This window comes from Lentzea kristufekii (assembly GCF_033949925.1).
GTDB lineage: Bacteria > Actinomycetota > Actinomycetes > Mycobacteriales > Pseudonocardiaceae > Lentzea > Lentzea kristufekii.
In genome coordinates this window covers 550,377-563,131 of sequence record NZ_JAXAVV010000001.1, presented here as the reverse complement: position 1 = coordinate 563,131, position 12,755 = coordinate 550,377, and the positions used below count along the sequence as shown (strand labels likewise).

The following is a 12,755-nucleotide window of genomic DNA, read 5'->3' as shown; positions in this document are numbered from 1 at the left end:
TTGCCAGCGGAGACCTGCTCTCCCATGCTTGACGGCATGCGAGCGATCATCCAGAACGAGTTCGGCGGCCCCCTCACCCTCACCGATGTCCCCAAGCCGGCACCACTTCCGACGGAGGTGCTGGTCAGGGTGTACGCGGCCGGCGTCAACCCGGTCGACTGGAAGACCAGCGCGGGCAGCGGCATGGCGGGGATGCAGACGTTCCCGTTCATCAACGGCTGGGACGTCTCCGGTGTGGTCGAGGAGGTCGGCTTCGGCGTCACGACCCTCAAGCCCGGTGACGAGGTCTACGGCATGCCGTGGTTCCCGCGCGCCGCGGGCGCGTACGCCGAGCACGTCACGGCCCCGTCCCGTCACTTCGCGAAGAAGCCGAAGAGCCTCACCCACGTGGAGGCGGCCGCGCTGCCGCTCGCCGCGCTCACCGCCCACCAGATCCTGATCGACACCGCGGACCTGCGGAAAGGCCAGAAGGTGCTGATCACGGCCGCGGCGGGCGGCGTCGGCCACCTCGCGGTCCAGATCGCGAAGGCCCACGGCGCGTACGTCATCGGCACCGCGCGCGAGCCCAAGCACGCGTTCCTGAAGGACCTCGGCGCCGATGAGGTGATCGACTACACCAAGGGCGACTACGAAGGCACCGACGTCGACCTGTTCGTCGACCTGGTGGGTGGCGCGTCACCGGCGGCGGTGCGGCCCGGCGGGTTGTTCGTCGGCGTGCCGTCCGGAGTGGACAGGCCGCTGCGCGACGACATCAGGACCAGCCCGATCCTGGTCGAACCCGACCGCGCGGGCCTGGAGGCGATCGCGGCGCTGGTCGAGTCGGGCGAACTCAGGGTGCACGTCGACGCGACGTTCCCCCTGGAAGAGGCCGGAAAAGCACATGCCCTGGGCGGGACGGGCCGCACCCAGGGCAAGATCGTGCTGGAGACCTTCTAGCGGCGCCAGGGCTTCTTGCTGCGCGCGGCGTCCCACAGCAGGAAGGCGATGATCGAGACCCCGGTGGCGACGAGGAAGATGTCCTCGGTCTTGCCGTGGTGGTTGCCGATCAGCATCAGGAAGCAGAAGATCGCCGAGAGCCAGCCCGCGATGCGGGTGCCCTTGGGGAACGTGCCGTGCCAGCCCCACTCGTGCGACGGCTCCTCGTGAGGGTCGACGGCAGGACGCTTGTCCAGTTCCGAGGACGTAGCCACGGTTTCCTCCACTGCTCATCCGGATTACGAGGCCATCGTCGCACATGACGGTGAGCACGGAGGTGTGAGGTCGCGCGCGCACGACTGACGAGCGAGGTCGCACGGGTTTAGGCTCTTCGAGGCCTACCCGTTCGATCTTGCGAAGGCGCCGCGACTTGACCGGCTTCTCTCCCGCCGAGGGCTCCACCCCGGACACGTTCGCCCCCGTCGAGATCGGTCTCCACGGTGTGCGCAAGCGCTTCTCCGACCAGGTGGCGGTCGACGGCATCTCGCTCGACGTCCACGAGGGCGAGTTCTTCTCGGTGCTCGGCCCGTCCGGCTGCGGCAAGACCACGGTCCTGCGCATGATCGCCGGGTTCGTCGACCCCGACGAGGGCCGCATCGAGCTCGACGGCAACGACATGGTGGGCGTCCCTCCCCACCGGAGGGACGTCAACACCGTCTTCCAGTCGTACGCGTTGTTCCCGCACATGTCGGTGTGGGACAACGTCGCGTACGGCCTCAAGCGCAAGAAGATCCGCGGCGACGAGCTGAAGAAGCGCGTCGGCGAGCACCTCGAACTGGTGAGGCTGTCGCAGTTCGCCAAGCGCAGGCCCACGCAACTCTCCGGCGGCCAGCAGCAGCGCGTCGCCATCGCCCGTGCGCTCGCCGCCGGCCCGCAGTTGCTGCTGCTCGACGAACCGCTCGGCGCGCTCGACGCCAAGCTCCGCAAGGAACTGCAGATCGAGCTGATGCGCATCCAGCGCGAGGTCGGCACGACGTTCCTCTACGTCACGCACGACCAGGAAGAGGCGCTGGTCCTCTCGCACCGCATCGCCGTGATGAACGCGGGCAGGATCGAGCAGGTCGGCTACCCTGAGGACGTCTACGAACGGCCCGCGACCCGGTTCGTCGCCGGGTTCATCGGCACGTCCAACATCCTCGACGCCGAGGTGTCCGGTGTGGACGGTGGCCTGGTGTCGCTGACGGCTCCCGGCGCCACGAACCTGCGCGCCAAGTTCTCCGGCAGCGTCAGCCACGGCCGCGAGGTCGCCGCGACCGTGCGCCCGGAGAAGGTGCACCTGTTCAACGAGTCCGCCGAGCCGCCCGCCGGCTGGTGCGTGCTCCAGGGCGTCGTTCAGGACGTCGTCTACACGGGCGTGTCCACGCAGTTCGTGGTCGGCACGCCCGCGGGCGTGCTCACGGCGTTCGTGCAGAACGCCCAGCGCATCGACGACGCCGGCGCGCCCGGCCAGTCCGTGCGGATGGCCTGGGACCCCGAGCTCACCGTGCTGCTGGAGCCGGGCGATGGCTGAGCAGGTCCGGATCGCCCGGCTGTGGGACGTCGACAGCCCGCGGGTGACCCGGCGCACGATGCTGGGCTCGATGGCTTTCTTCGCTCTCGCCGCCTGCGCGGTCGGCCCGGCGCCCACTGACTCCGGCGGCACGAGCGCGGGCAAGGCCGCGAACCTGGCCGACGAGCCGAAGCTCAACTTCTACAACTGGACCGACTACATCGCTCCGGAGACGTTGCCGGGCTTCACGTCCGTGAGCGGCATCGAGGTCACGTACGACAACTTCTCGACCAACGACGAGATGGAAGCCAAGATCGCGTCCGGTCAGGCCGGCTACGACCTGGTGGTGCCGTCGGACAACTTCCTGCGCCGGTTCCTGCGGTCCGGCCTGCTCCAGCCGCTGGACCACGACGCCATCCCGAACCTGCGCAACCTGGAACAGCGGTTCGTGGAGGCCGAGTACGACCCCGGCAACCGGTACTCCGTGCCGTGGGCCTGGGGCACCACGGGGCTGGCGTACTCGAAGTCGCAGATCGGCGGCGAGGTCACCGGGTTCGACGCCTACGACCTGCCGGACGCCCTGGGCCGCAGCTCGATCCTCGACGAGGCCCGCGACGGCCTGGCCATCGGGCTGCTGAAGCTCGGCCACGACCCGAACACCACCGACGCGGGGCAGATCGACGACGCGGCGAACTTCCTGCTGTCGTTGAAGAAGAAGCTCGGCCAGATCACCTCCGACGTGATCGAGCCGCTGACCTCGGGCCAGGTGCGGCTCGCGCAGTCGTACTCCGGCGACGCGTTCCAGGCGCGCGCCACCAACGACGACATCGGGTACGCCATCCCCGTGGAGGGCGGACTGTCCTACGTGGACCTGCTCGTCATCCCGAAGGACGCGCCGCACGCCGCCAACGCGCACCGGTTCATCGACCACGTCCTGGGCGCGGAGGTGGGCGCGGCGCTGTCCAACGCCGTCCGGTACGGCAGCCCCAACGCCGCCGCGAAGCCGTTGATCGACGAGGAGCTGCTGAACGACCCGGTGGTCTACCCGCCCGACGACCAGCTGGCGAAGCTCCCGTTCACCAAGGACCTCGGCGGCGACGCCGAAGCGCTCTACGCGGACGCCTGGACGAAGGTCAAGACCGGCTGACCGGGAACGACCTCATCCCGCGGATCACCACCGAGTCGCGGAACGTCACCGGGCCGGCCTGCTTCAGCTCGGGCATCCGGCGGGCCAGCGCGCGGAACGCCACGTCGCCCTCCATGCGCGCGAGCGTCGCGCCCAGGCAGTAGTGGATGCCGCTGGAGAACGCCAGGTGCTCCGGCCTGTGCACGCGCATCACGTCGAACTTGTGCGCCTCCGGGTAGACCTCCGGATCGCGGTTCGCGGCGCCGATCAGCAGCGTCACCATCTCGTCCTTGCCGATCCGGTCGACCTGCTCGTGCGCGATCCGGCTGGTCAGCTGCACCGGTGGCGCCCACCGCAGCGTCTCCTCGACCACGGACGGCGCGAGGTCCGGATTGGCCTTGAAGAGCTTCCACTGCGAGGGGTGGCCGAGCAGGGCGCGGGTGCCGTTGCCGATCAGGTTCACCGTGGTCTCGAAGCCCGCGACCAGCAGCAACACCAGCGTGCCGAGCATCTCCTGTGCCGTCAGCTTCTGCTCGGCCTCGGCGGCGACCAGCGAGCTGATCACGTCGTCGCCGGGCGTCCGGCGGCGTTGTGCGATGAGCCGGTCGAACAGCGCGAGCACCTTGTCGTTGGCGTTGGCCATCTCCTGGGTCACCCCGGAGTCGAACGACGCCGCGACGAGCGCGCCGTAGTCGGCGAACTCCGCGGTGTCGGAGTCGGGGATGCCCAGCAGGTCGCTGATCACCGAGATCGGCAGCGGCGCCGCGAAGTCCGCGATCAGGTCGAACTCGTCGCGGTCCAGCAGCGAGTCGGCGACCTTCTCCACGCGCGCCCGGTACTCGTCGATCTTCTTCGGGCTGAACGCGGGCGTGGCGATCCGGCGCAGCCGCGTGTGGTCCGGCGGGTCGAGCTCCAGGAACGACTCCGGCAGGAGGCTCGCGTTGGTCGGATAGCTGCCATCGGCGAACCTGACGCCGAACCGCCGGTCGCGCAGGATCTTGCCGGCCAGCGGGTGGCTCGTCGTCAGCCACATGCCGCCGTCGTGCGTCAACGGCCCTTGCGCGCGTAGCCGTTCGTAGATCGGATGCGGGTCTTCATGTCCGGTCAGCTGTTCCAACATTCGCTACCCCCTCGAACACCGTGGTGAGCACGAACCGGGGAGCGTCCAACGGCGCGAGACGGCCGTAGTTGATCGCTTCCCAGGCGTTGAAGAGCCCGGCGTAGAGGGTGTGCAGGATCCACCACGCGGGCAGGTCACGGCGCAGCTTGGTGCCCTGCAGCCGGGTGATCAGGTCGAGCACGGGCTGGTCCATCGCCTCGATCCGCGTCCGCAGTTCCTCGTCGCGCTCCAGGCCGGGGAAGCGGAGCAGGAACTCCACCCGCGGGCCGAGCGCGACCAGGCGCGTGATGAGGTCCTCGATCGCGTCGTCGCTGCCGAAGTCCACCTGGCAGGACACCGAGTCGATCAGGTCCAGCGCGTCGTTCGCGACCGCGCGGACCAGCGCCGCACGGGTCGGAAAGCGCTTGTGGAGTGTGGTCCTGCCGACACCGGCCGCCCGCGCGACGTCGCCCAGGGACGCGGTCGGGTCCTTGAGCAGCACGGACGTCGCCGTCTGCAGCAGGTGAACACTCATGTTCACAACGGTACACCTATGTTCAGCTGGCAAGATGTGCTTCCGTGCTCCGACGCTGGCTGAAGGCCAACGCCCTCCTCGCCCCGACCGGCCTCTGGCTGGGGTTCTTCCTGATCGCGCCCCTGGTCGTGGTCGTCGAGTTCAGCTTCGCGACGCGGCACACGGGTGTCGCCCGCGCGGTGCTGCCGTGGACGGTCCAGGCCTACCGGACGGCGCTGGACCCGGCGTTCCTGCCGATCTTCGGCCGGACCCTGCTGTACGCCGGCGCGACCACCGCCGCGTGCCTGCTGCTCGGGTTCCCGCTGGCGTGGTTCATCGCGCGGTACGGCGGGCGCTACCGGACGGCGCTGCTCGCGGCGGTGCTGATCCCGTTCTGGTCGAGCTACCTCGCGCGGATCTACGCGTGGAAGGCGCTGCTGGACGGCGAAGGGCTCGTGAACACCGTGCTCGGGTGGGTCGGGCTGGACCGGGACGGCGGGTTCCTGCTGACCCACGGCGCGGTCGTGCTCGGTCTGACGTACGGTTTTCTGCCGTTCATGGTGTTGCCGTTGTACGTGGCGTGCGAGCGGTTCGACGTGCGGTTGATGGAGGCGTCGTACGACCTCGGGCACGGGCGGGTGTCGACGTTCTTCCGCGTGGTGCTGCCGGGTGTCATGAGCGGTGTGCTGGCCGGGTCGTTGCTGGTGCTGGTGCCCGCGGCCGGTGACTTCGTGACGCCGAAACTGCTCGGCGGGGTGGAGCAGTCGACGTTCGGGTCGGTGATCGACGACCAGTTCCGCGGCGGCAACAACTGGCCGCTGGGTTCGGCGATGGCGGTGTTGCTGCTCGTGCTGGTGGTGTTCGTGCTCGTGGTGCGCGGGCGGCGTGGGGAGGACGTGCTGTGAACCGTCGTCCGTGGGCGCTCGGCGCTGTGGTGGCGCTGGTCTTCCTGTTCTTGTACGCACCGATCGCGTGGCTCGCCATCGCGTCGTTCAACTCGTCTCGGTCGTTGTCGCGGATCAGCGGGTTCTCGCTGCAGTGGTACGCGGAACTGGCCGATGACACGCGCGTGTTCGCTTCGCTTCAGCTGACGTTGCAGCTGGCGTTGGCATCGGCGGCGATCTCCACGGTGATCGGGACGTTGGCGGCGTTCGGGCTGCGGCGCGCGTTTCCCGGTCGGGGGCTGTGGACCGTGTTGCTGTCGCTGCCTCTCGTGGTGCCCGAGGTCGTCATGGGTGTCGCGATGCTGGGGTTCTTCGTAAAGCTCGCCGGTGTGCCCCTGGGGTTCGGGGCCCTGCTGTTCGCGCACGTGGCGTTCTCGCTGAGCTTCGTGGTCGTGGTGGTGCGGTCGCGGGTGTCCGGAATGGACGCACGGATGGAGGAGGCCGCGGCCGATCTCGGGGCGTCGCCCTTCGTCGCGTTCCGGACCGTGACGCTGCCGTTGGTGGCGCCCGCTGTGGTGGCCGGCGCGGCGTTCGCGTTCCTGCTGTCGTTCGACGACGTGGTGATCTCGTCGTACCTGACCGGCGTCGGGTCGACGACGCTGCCGGTGTTCGTCTACGCGCAGGCGTCGAAGCGCGGTATCTCGCCGGAGATCGTGGCGTTGTCGACGCTGATGGTGGCGGCGACCGCGCTGTTGTTGATCATCGGCGTGGTGGTCGCGTCGTGGCGGGCGCGCAGGGCGGGATCCGTCACGCGGCTGGCCTAACTTCAAGCCGGGGTTGTATCTCCGCCCGTGTGCGGTCGACTTCTCCGGTGAAGGCCAACGCATTCCTTGGGGGAGGAAGACGTGCCGCAGCTGCGCATCCACTTCACTGATCGGGACATCGCGAACACGGGGTTGAAACTCGAAACCGATCTGATGTGGGAGACCGTCAGCAGCGCCCAGGTCCTGCGACAGGGGGAGGGGGACCTGTCCTTCGGTCCATGGCGCCGCCACGTGCGCCAGCTCGCCGCACACGACCCGGATCTGCGGATGGCGCTGCACATCGTGATGACTGCGGCGCCGCGCTGGCCGGACGACCTCGCCACCGCCGCGCTGCGCCAGGCTTTGCGCGTCTACCACCGGTGCGTGATCGAGCCCCACCTGCCGGTCATCGAGGACGGCCTGTGCACCGATGCGGCAGCGAGGATCCACCAGTACCTGCACGGCGGCCCGGAAGGACTGCTGAGCACGCTCGGGGCCGCGACCCGGTGGCATCCGCCCGTGCTGTCCGTCGACCATCCGGACGACCGGGACCTGCACCTCGGCGGGCGGGGTCTCACGGTGATCCCCTGTTACTTCGCCCCGCGCCACCTGGTCGCTCCGGCGGGCCCGGTGCTGGTGTGTCCGATCCGGACCGAGTCGCGCCTCCTGGCCGGCGGGCGCGCGGGCGGTGACCAGGTGACCGCACTGCTGGGTGCCACGAGGGCGTCGATCCTGCGGTCGGTGGTCGGCGGGAACACCACCACCAGGCTGGCGAAACTGGTGGGCGTCGCCCCCGCGACCGTGAGCCACCACACCGGCGTCCTGCGCGAGGCGGGCCTCATCGCCACCGAGCGCGAGGACAACTTCGCCCGGCACCTGATCACCCCGCTCGGACTGCGGGTGCTCGCCGCGGGGCGGTGAACGCGGCTGAGGGCCACCGCGACGGTGTCCACTGCGGACACTGCCGGGCGGCCCTCAGTCGTCAGCTGGTCACCAGCAGGTGTTTCCGGTGACCCACTTGTGGGAGCGGATCAGCACGTTCGGGAAGTTCGGTGCTTCCACGCCTCGCGGGATGTAGTAGGCGATGCTCCCGGAGTAGTTCGCGCCGGGGTACAGGCACACCCTGGTGTAGGACGTGCTGGCACCGGCGTTCTCGACCGCCCGCACCGCACGGCTGCCCGACCACGAGCACCTGACGTCCCCGCCCTGCCAGTCGGGGTCGGCGCTGCCCCAGCTGCAACGGCTGCTGCTGCCGTCGCTGACCGGCCACGCGCACATGTTGCCGCTGCCGCACGACAGGGCCTGGGCCGACACGTCCGGCTGCGCCGGCGCGCCCACCTCGGCAGGACCGCCCAGGTTGATCTCGACCGGCGTCGCCGCTGTCGCCGTCCCCAGCAACGACATCAGCGCCAAAGCGGCGGCGAACAGCACACACAACGCTTTTCTCATGTTTCCCCCTGAGATTGATGTGCAGGAGGCGGAGTATGCCGAGACGATCATGAGCGGAACGGGTCCTTCGAACCTCGTCGAAGGGGTTCCAAGCGACCTGGGTCAGCCTCGGCGTCAACTTTCGTCGCGGGGATTCGATACTCCAGCGTGCCGCGCGGACATGGGACGTCTCGTAGGTTGAAAACGTGATTACTGCTGTGCGGACCAGGGCCGAGGCGTTCCGCGCCGACACCCTGGCCCGGCTTCGGGCGCTGACCCCGGTGCGGCTCGTCGGCGACCTGCTCGTCATGGTCGGCGTGCTGCTGCTGGACCTGTGGCCGGGGCCGTGGGCGGAGACGAAGGCGTCGGGCTGGACGCTCGCCGCCTACTTCGCCGTCTACGTGGTGATGCTGCCCCTGCGGCACCTGCTGCCGGCGACGGTCATGATCGCGGGCGCGGCGATCCCGTTCTTCGGTCCCGCCATGATGGTCGTGCTGAGCTACACGGCGGGCCGCCGGATCGAGTCGTGGGTCAAGGCCGTCGTGTCGACCGCGATGACGTTCGTCGTCGTGGTGCTGCTGTGGGACTGGGACCAGCGGCCCCTCGACATCGAACCCGTCTACGGCATGCTGATCCTGGTCACGATCTTCGGCGTGGGCGTGGCGCTGCCGTTCCTCGTCGGCCGCTACCTGGCGCAACGCGAGGCGCTGGTGCAGGCCATGCAGGACCGCGAGGCGCGCATGCGCGGCGAGCACAAGATGCTGTCGCGGCAGGTCCGCCTCCGCGAACGCAGCCGCATCGCCCAGGACATGCACGACAGCCTCGGCCACCGCCTGTCGCTGATCTCGGTGCACGCCGGCGCGCTGGCGCTGGACCCGTCGCTGGGGGACAAGCAGCGCGAGGCCATCGGGGTGCTGCGCTCGGCGGCGTTGACCGGCATGGGGGAGCTGCGGGCGATCATCGGCGTGCTGCGCGCGGAGGACGGTCCCGACGACGACCCCGCGACACGGACCGCGGAGTCCATCGACTCGTTGGTGAGCGACGCGCGCAAGGCCGGTGTTCTGGTCAGTCTGGTGCGCGGCGGGCAAGCACACCCGTTGCCGTCGCGTGTCTCTCACGCGGCCTATCGGGTCGCTCAGGAAGGCCTGACCAACGCCGCTAAGCACGCACCGGGCGCCGCTGTGCAGGTGACGGTGAAGTACGAGCCGGACGCGCTGGTCGTCGAGGTGCGCAACAACCCGTCGCGCAACGGTTCGCCGGTCCAGGCGCCGGGCGTGGGCCTGATCGGGCTCACCGAACGCGTGCGCGTGGCCGGCGGCATCCTGCACGTCGGCGCGTTGCCCTCCGGAGGCTTCCGCATCGCCGCCGTGCTGCCGTACGAGGAGACGCCGCTCCCGGACGAGCCGGAGGACGAGCAGGACGAGACCGAATCCCCGCGCGGCATCCGCAAGTGGGCGGGCGTCGGCTCGATAGCGGGAGCCTCGCTCGTGCTGACGATCATCATCGGCGGCTTCACCTACCTCGGCGCGCAGCCCGTGACCGACGTCGTGTCGCAGGAGAGCCTCGACAGGATCCAGGAGGGGCAGGCGGAGGCCGACGTGCTCGCGTTGCTCCCGGCCGGTGACGAACCCCTGGTCGCCGACGGTGAACGCAAGTCCCAGGCCGACCCCGAACCGCCGGGCGCACGCTGCGTCTACCACATCACCGACGAGCAGTCGTACCTCGCGAAAGGCACCCGGGTGGTGCGTTTCTGCTTCCGGGACGGCAAGCTGGTCGAGAAGAAGATCCACGTGCAGAGGACAGGTCAATGATCCGGGTGCTCATCGCCGACGACGAGCCGCTGATGCGCGCCGGCATCAAGGCCATTCTCGGCACCGCCGACGACATCGAGCTCGTGGCGGAGGCAGGCGACGGCCGCGAGGCCCTGCAGATCGTGCGCGAGCGCCGGGTGGACGTGGCCGTGCTCGACATCCGCATGCCGCGCATGGACGGCCTGGCGTGCGCGAAGGAACTGCGGGTGGTGGCGCCGTCGGTCCGGGTCGTCATGCTGACGACGTTCGGCGAGGACGACAACATCGTGCGCGCGCTGTCCGACGGCGCGGCCGGCTTCCTGCTGAAGGACTCCGCGCCGGAGGAGCTGCTGAGGGCCGTGCGGGCGGTGAACAACGGCGAGGCGTACCTGTCGCCGATGGTCACGTCCCGCGTGGTCGGCATGGTGGCGACGTCGGGCCAGCCGAAGCGCCAGGAGGCGCAGAAGGCCGTCGAGGGCCTGACCGACCGCGAGGTGGAGGTCCTGGCGCTGCTGGGGCAGGGCATGTCGAACGCCGACGTAGGCGCCAAACTGCACATGTCCGAGGCGACGGTGAAGACCTACGTGTCGCGCTTGCTGGCCAAGCTGGGCCTGACGAACCGAGTGCAGGCAGCCCTGCTGGCCCGAGACGCAGGCATCGCAACCTGACCTGGTGCGCGAGTCGGCCCGGAGTCTGCGAGTCGGCCCTCGTCCGCGAGTCCGCCCGGAGTCTGCGAGCCCGCGCGGAGTCTGCGAGTCGGCCCTGGTCCGCGAGTCCGCCCGGAGTCCGCGAGTCCGCCCAGAGTCCGCGAGTCGGCCCGGGTTCTGCGAGTCGGCCCGGGGTCTGCGAGTCGGCCCGGAGTCTGCGAGTCCACTCTGGTTTTGCGAGTTCGCGCTGGTCGTCCGGTCGCCCCTTCGTCGCGATTCGGCGAAGCCCAATCGGGGCGAAGCGGCGGCCGGACGACCAGCTTCCCGGCGAACTCGCCCGGAGCCTGCGAAGCAGCGACCAAAAAGCACAAACCCCGCGCCTCCTGTGAGGAAGCGCGGGGCCCCTGCATGCCGTGCGGCGAACCCAATGGGCGTCACCCGAACGGCCTCAAACGTCTGTTGCGGCTAAGCGTGACTGCGCTTACCCGTTACCAGGCGGTAGATGCCCAGCAGGATCAGCGATCCGACGATGGCCAGCAGCCAGGTCCGAAGATCGAAGAACGAGCCCAGGTCGGTCGCGAACAGCGCGGACCCGATGAATCCACCGAGAATCGCACCCACGATGCCGAGCAGCATCGTGATGATGAAACCGCCGGGGTCGTTACCAGGCATGATTGCCTTGGCGATGGCCCCAGCCAGCAGACCGAGCACGATCCATCCGAGGATGCCCACGGAGAGTCTCCTTCCAACGACTTGACGCGGAAGGAATGCCCTCGATCTGGCGACTTCACACCTTCAAGACCACTCCGTTATCAAAGTAACGGGCTGTGCCGTGCTCTCAGGCACTCTCCGGAACAATGAGGGGCGATGAGTACTCCACGCACTGTCCTGATCCTGGGCTCGACCGGCTCCGTCGGCACCCAGGCGCTCGACGTCATCCGGCGCAACCGCGACCGCTTCCAGGTCGTCGGTCTCGGCGCGGGTGGACGTCAGCTCGACCTGCTGGCAGCACAGGCAGCGGAGTTCGACGTGAAGACGGTCGCCGTCGCCAACGGCGCCGAGGTGCCGGGCGTCCGGACGCTGACCAGCATGGTCGACCTGATCGAGGCGGCTCCTGCGGACGTCGTCCTCAACGGCATGGACGGGTCCAGGGGGCTGGAGCCGTCGCTCAAGGCGCTCGAGACGGGGGCGACGCTCGCCCTCGCGAACAAGGAGTCGCTCATCGCGGGCGGGCCGCTCGTGCTGAAGGCGGCGAAGCCCGACCAGATCGTGCCGGTCGACTCCGAGCACTCGGCACTCGCGCAGTGCCTCCGCGGTGGCACCGCGAACGAGGTGCACAAGCTGGTGCTCACGGCGTCCGGCGGGCCGTTCCGGGGCAAGACCCGGAAGGAGCTCGAGGCCGTCACCGTGGCGCAGGCGATGGCGCACCCGACGTGGTCGATGGGCCAGGTCGTCACGATCAACTCGGCGAACCTGGTCAACAAGGGCCTGGAGCTGATCGAGGCGCACCTGCTCTTCGGGGTCCCCTACGACCGCGTCGACGTCGTGGTGCACCCTCAGTCCATCATCCACTCCATGGTCACCTTCACGGACGGCTCGACGCTCGCGCAGGCGTCGCCTCCGGACATGCGGCTGCCGATCTCGTTGGGGCTGTCCTGGCCCGAGCGCGTCGCGGGTGCGGCGTCCGCCTGTACCTTTGACACCGCCACCTCGTGGACGTTCGAACCCCTGGACAGCGTCACCTTCCCGGCGGTCGAGCTCGCGCGGCAGGCAGGCACCGCCGGCGGTTGCCTACCTGCGATCTACAACGCCGCGAACGAGGAGGCACTCGCCTCCTTCGTCGCCGGCCACACGTCGTTCCTGTCGATCGTGGACACCATCGGCCAGGTTCTCGGCGAGGCGAACGACTGGCAGAAGGACCCCGCAGACGTCGCGGAGGTCCTGGCCGCCGAGGACTGGGCACGCGCACGTGCCCGCGAGCTGGTTGGAAGGAACTGAAC

14 protein-coding genes are annotated in these 12,755 nt (G+C 69.3%); 9 read left to right on the top strand and 5 right to left on the bottom strand.

Features of this window, described 5'->3' with window-relative positions:
• Positions 1-36 precede the first annotated feature (36 nt).
• Positions 37-936, top strand: a complete 900-nt coding sequence (locus tag SK571_RS02800; protein WP_319982415.1) for an NADP-dependent oxidoreductase — start codon at positions 37-39, stop codon at positions 934-936.
• Here the strand turns inward: SK571_RS02800 and SK571_RS02795 are convergent.
• Entirely contained in the window at positions 933-1,190 is a 258-nt protein-coding gene (locus SK571_RS02795; protein WP_090066749.1) for a DUF2631 domain-containing protein, read from the bottom strand. The two genes, SK571_RS02800 and SK571_RS02795, sit on opposite strands and share 4 nt — an antisense overlap.
• A gap of 155 nt (positions 1,191-1,345) precedes the next feature.
• Here SK571_RS02795 and SK571_RS02790 point away from each other — a divergent pair, with 155 nt between their 5' ends.
• Together SK571_RS02790 and SK571_RS02785 are read left to right on the top strand one after the other, a co-directional pair.
• Positions 1,346-2,485: an ABC transporter ATP-binding protein gene (locus SK571_RS02790; protein WP_319982414.1), complete on the top strand. Its 1,140-nt coding sequence runs from the start codon at positions 1,346-1,348 to the stop codon at positions 2,483-2,485.
• Entirely contained in the window at positions 2,478-3,611 is a 1,134-nt protein-coding gene (locus SK571_RS02785; RefSeq protein ID WP_319982413.1) for a polyamine ABC transporter substrate-binding protein, read from the top strand. The genes SK571_RS02790 and SK571_RS02785 overlap by 8 nt, the downstream gene beginning before the upstream one ends.
• On the opposite strand, the gene SK571_RS02780 is transcribed toward SK571_RS02785, so the two are convergent.
• The gene (locus SK571_RS02780; protein WP_319982412.1) at positions 3,598-4,710 is read right to left on the bottom strand and encodes a cytochrome P450; all 1,113 of its coding nucleotides are present in this window, start codon (positions 4,708-4,710) and stop codon (positions 3,598-3,600) included. The genes SK571_RS02785 and SK571_RS02780 overlap by 14 nt on opposite strands.
• Positions 4,685-5,224 (bottom strand): TetR/AcrR family transcriptional regulator, encoded by a 540-nt coding sequence (locus SK571_RS02775; protein ID WP_319982411.1) that lies wholly within the window; start codon positions 5,222-5,224, stop codon positions 4,685-4,687. The genes SK571_RS02780 and SK571_RS02775 overlap by 26 nt, the downstream gene beginning before the upstream one ends.
• A gap of 44 nt (positions 5,225-5,268) precedes the next feature.
• On the opposite strand from SK571_RS02775, the gene SK571_RS02770 reads away from it, so the two are divergent.
• From SK571_RS02770 to SK571_RS02760, 3 genes are all read left to right on the top strand, one after another.
• Positions 5,269-6,108, top strand: a complete 840-nt coding sequence (locus tag SK571_RS02770; protein ID WP_319982410.1) for an ABC transporter permease — start codon at positions 5,269-5,271, stop codon at positions 6,106-6,108.
• Positions 6,105-6,911 carry an ABC transporter permease gene (locus tag SK571_RS02765; RefSeq protein ID WP_319982409.1) on the top strand — a complete coding sequence of 269 codons (807 nt, stop codon included), beginning with the start codon at positions 6,105-6,107 and terminating at the stop codon, positions 6,909-6,911. Before SK571_RS02770 ends, SK571_RS02765 begins: the two co-directional genes overlap by 4 nt.
• Before the next feature lie 81 nt (positions 6,912-6,992).
• Positions 6,993-7,811 carry an ArsR/SmtB family transcription factor gene (locus SK571_RS02760; protein WP_319982408.1) on the top strand — a complete coding sequence of 273 codons (819 nt, stop codon included), beginning with the start codon at positions 6,993-6,995 and terminating at the stop codon, positions 7,809-7,811.
• Positions 7,812-7,880: 69 nt separating this feature from the next.
• Here the strand turns inward: SK571_RS02760 and SK571_RS02755 are convergent, their stop codons facing one another.
• Positions 7,881-8,339, bottom strand: coding sequence for a peptidase inhibitor family I36 protein (locus SK571_RS02755; RefSeq protein WP_319982407.1), 459 nt, complete (start codon positions 8,337-8,339; stop codon positions 7,881-7,883).
• Between the two features lie 185 nt (positions 8,340-8,524).
• Between SK571_RS02755 and SK571_RS02750 the strand changes: the two genes are divergently transcribed.
• Together SK571_RS02750 and SK571_RS02745 are read left to right on the top strand one after the other, a co-directional pair.
• Entirely contained in the window at positions 8,525-10,129 is a 1,605-nt protein-coding gene (locus SK571_RS02750; RefSeq protein ID WP_319982406.1) for a histidine kinase, read from the top strand.
• Complete coding sequence (locus tag SK571_RS02745) at positions 10,126-10,776, top strand: response regulator (protein ID WP_030479625.1); 651 nt, start codon at positions 10,126-10,128, stop codon at positions 10,774-10,776. Before SK571_RS02750 ends, SK571_RS02745 begins: the two co-directional genes overlap by 4 nt.
• A gap of 444 nt (positions 10,777-11,220) precedes the next feature.
• On the opposite strand, the gene SK571_RS02740 is transcribed toward SK571_RS02745, so the two are convergent.
• Complete coding sequence (locus SK571_RS02740) at positions 11,221-11,487, bottom strand: GlsB/YeaQ/YmgE family stress response membrane protein (RefSeq protein WP_319982405.1); 267 nt, start codon at positions 11,485-11,487, stop codon at positions 11,221-11,223.
• A 135-nt stretch (positions 11,488-11,622) separates the two neighbouring features.
• On the opposite strand from SK571_RS02740, the gene dxr reads away from it, so the two are divergent.
• Positions 11,623-12,753 carry a 1-deoxy-D-xylulose-5-phosphate reductoisomerase gene (gene dxr / locus SK571_RS02735; protein WP_319982404.1) on the top strand — a complete coding sequence of 377 codons (1,131 nt, stop codon included), beginning with the start codon at positions 11,623-11,625 and terminating at the stop codon, positions 12,751-12,753.
• The last annotated feature ends 2 nt before the right edge of the window (positions 12,754-12,755 follow it).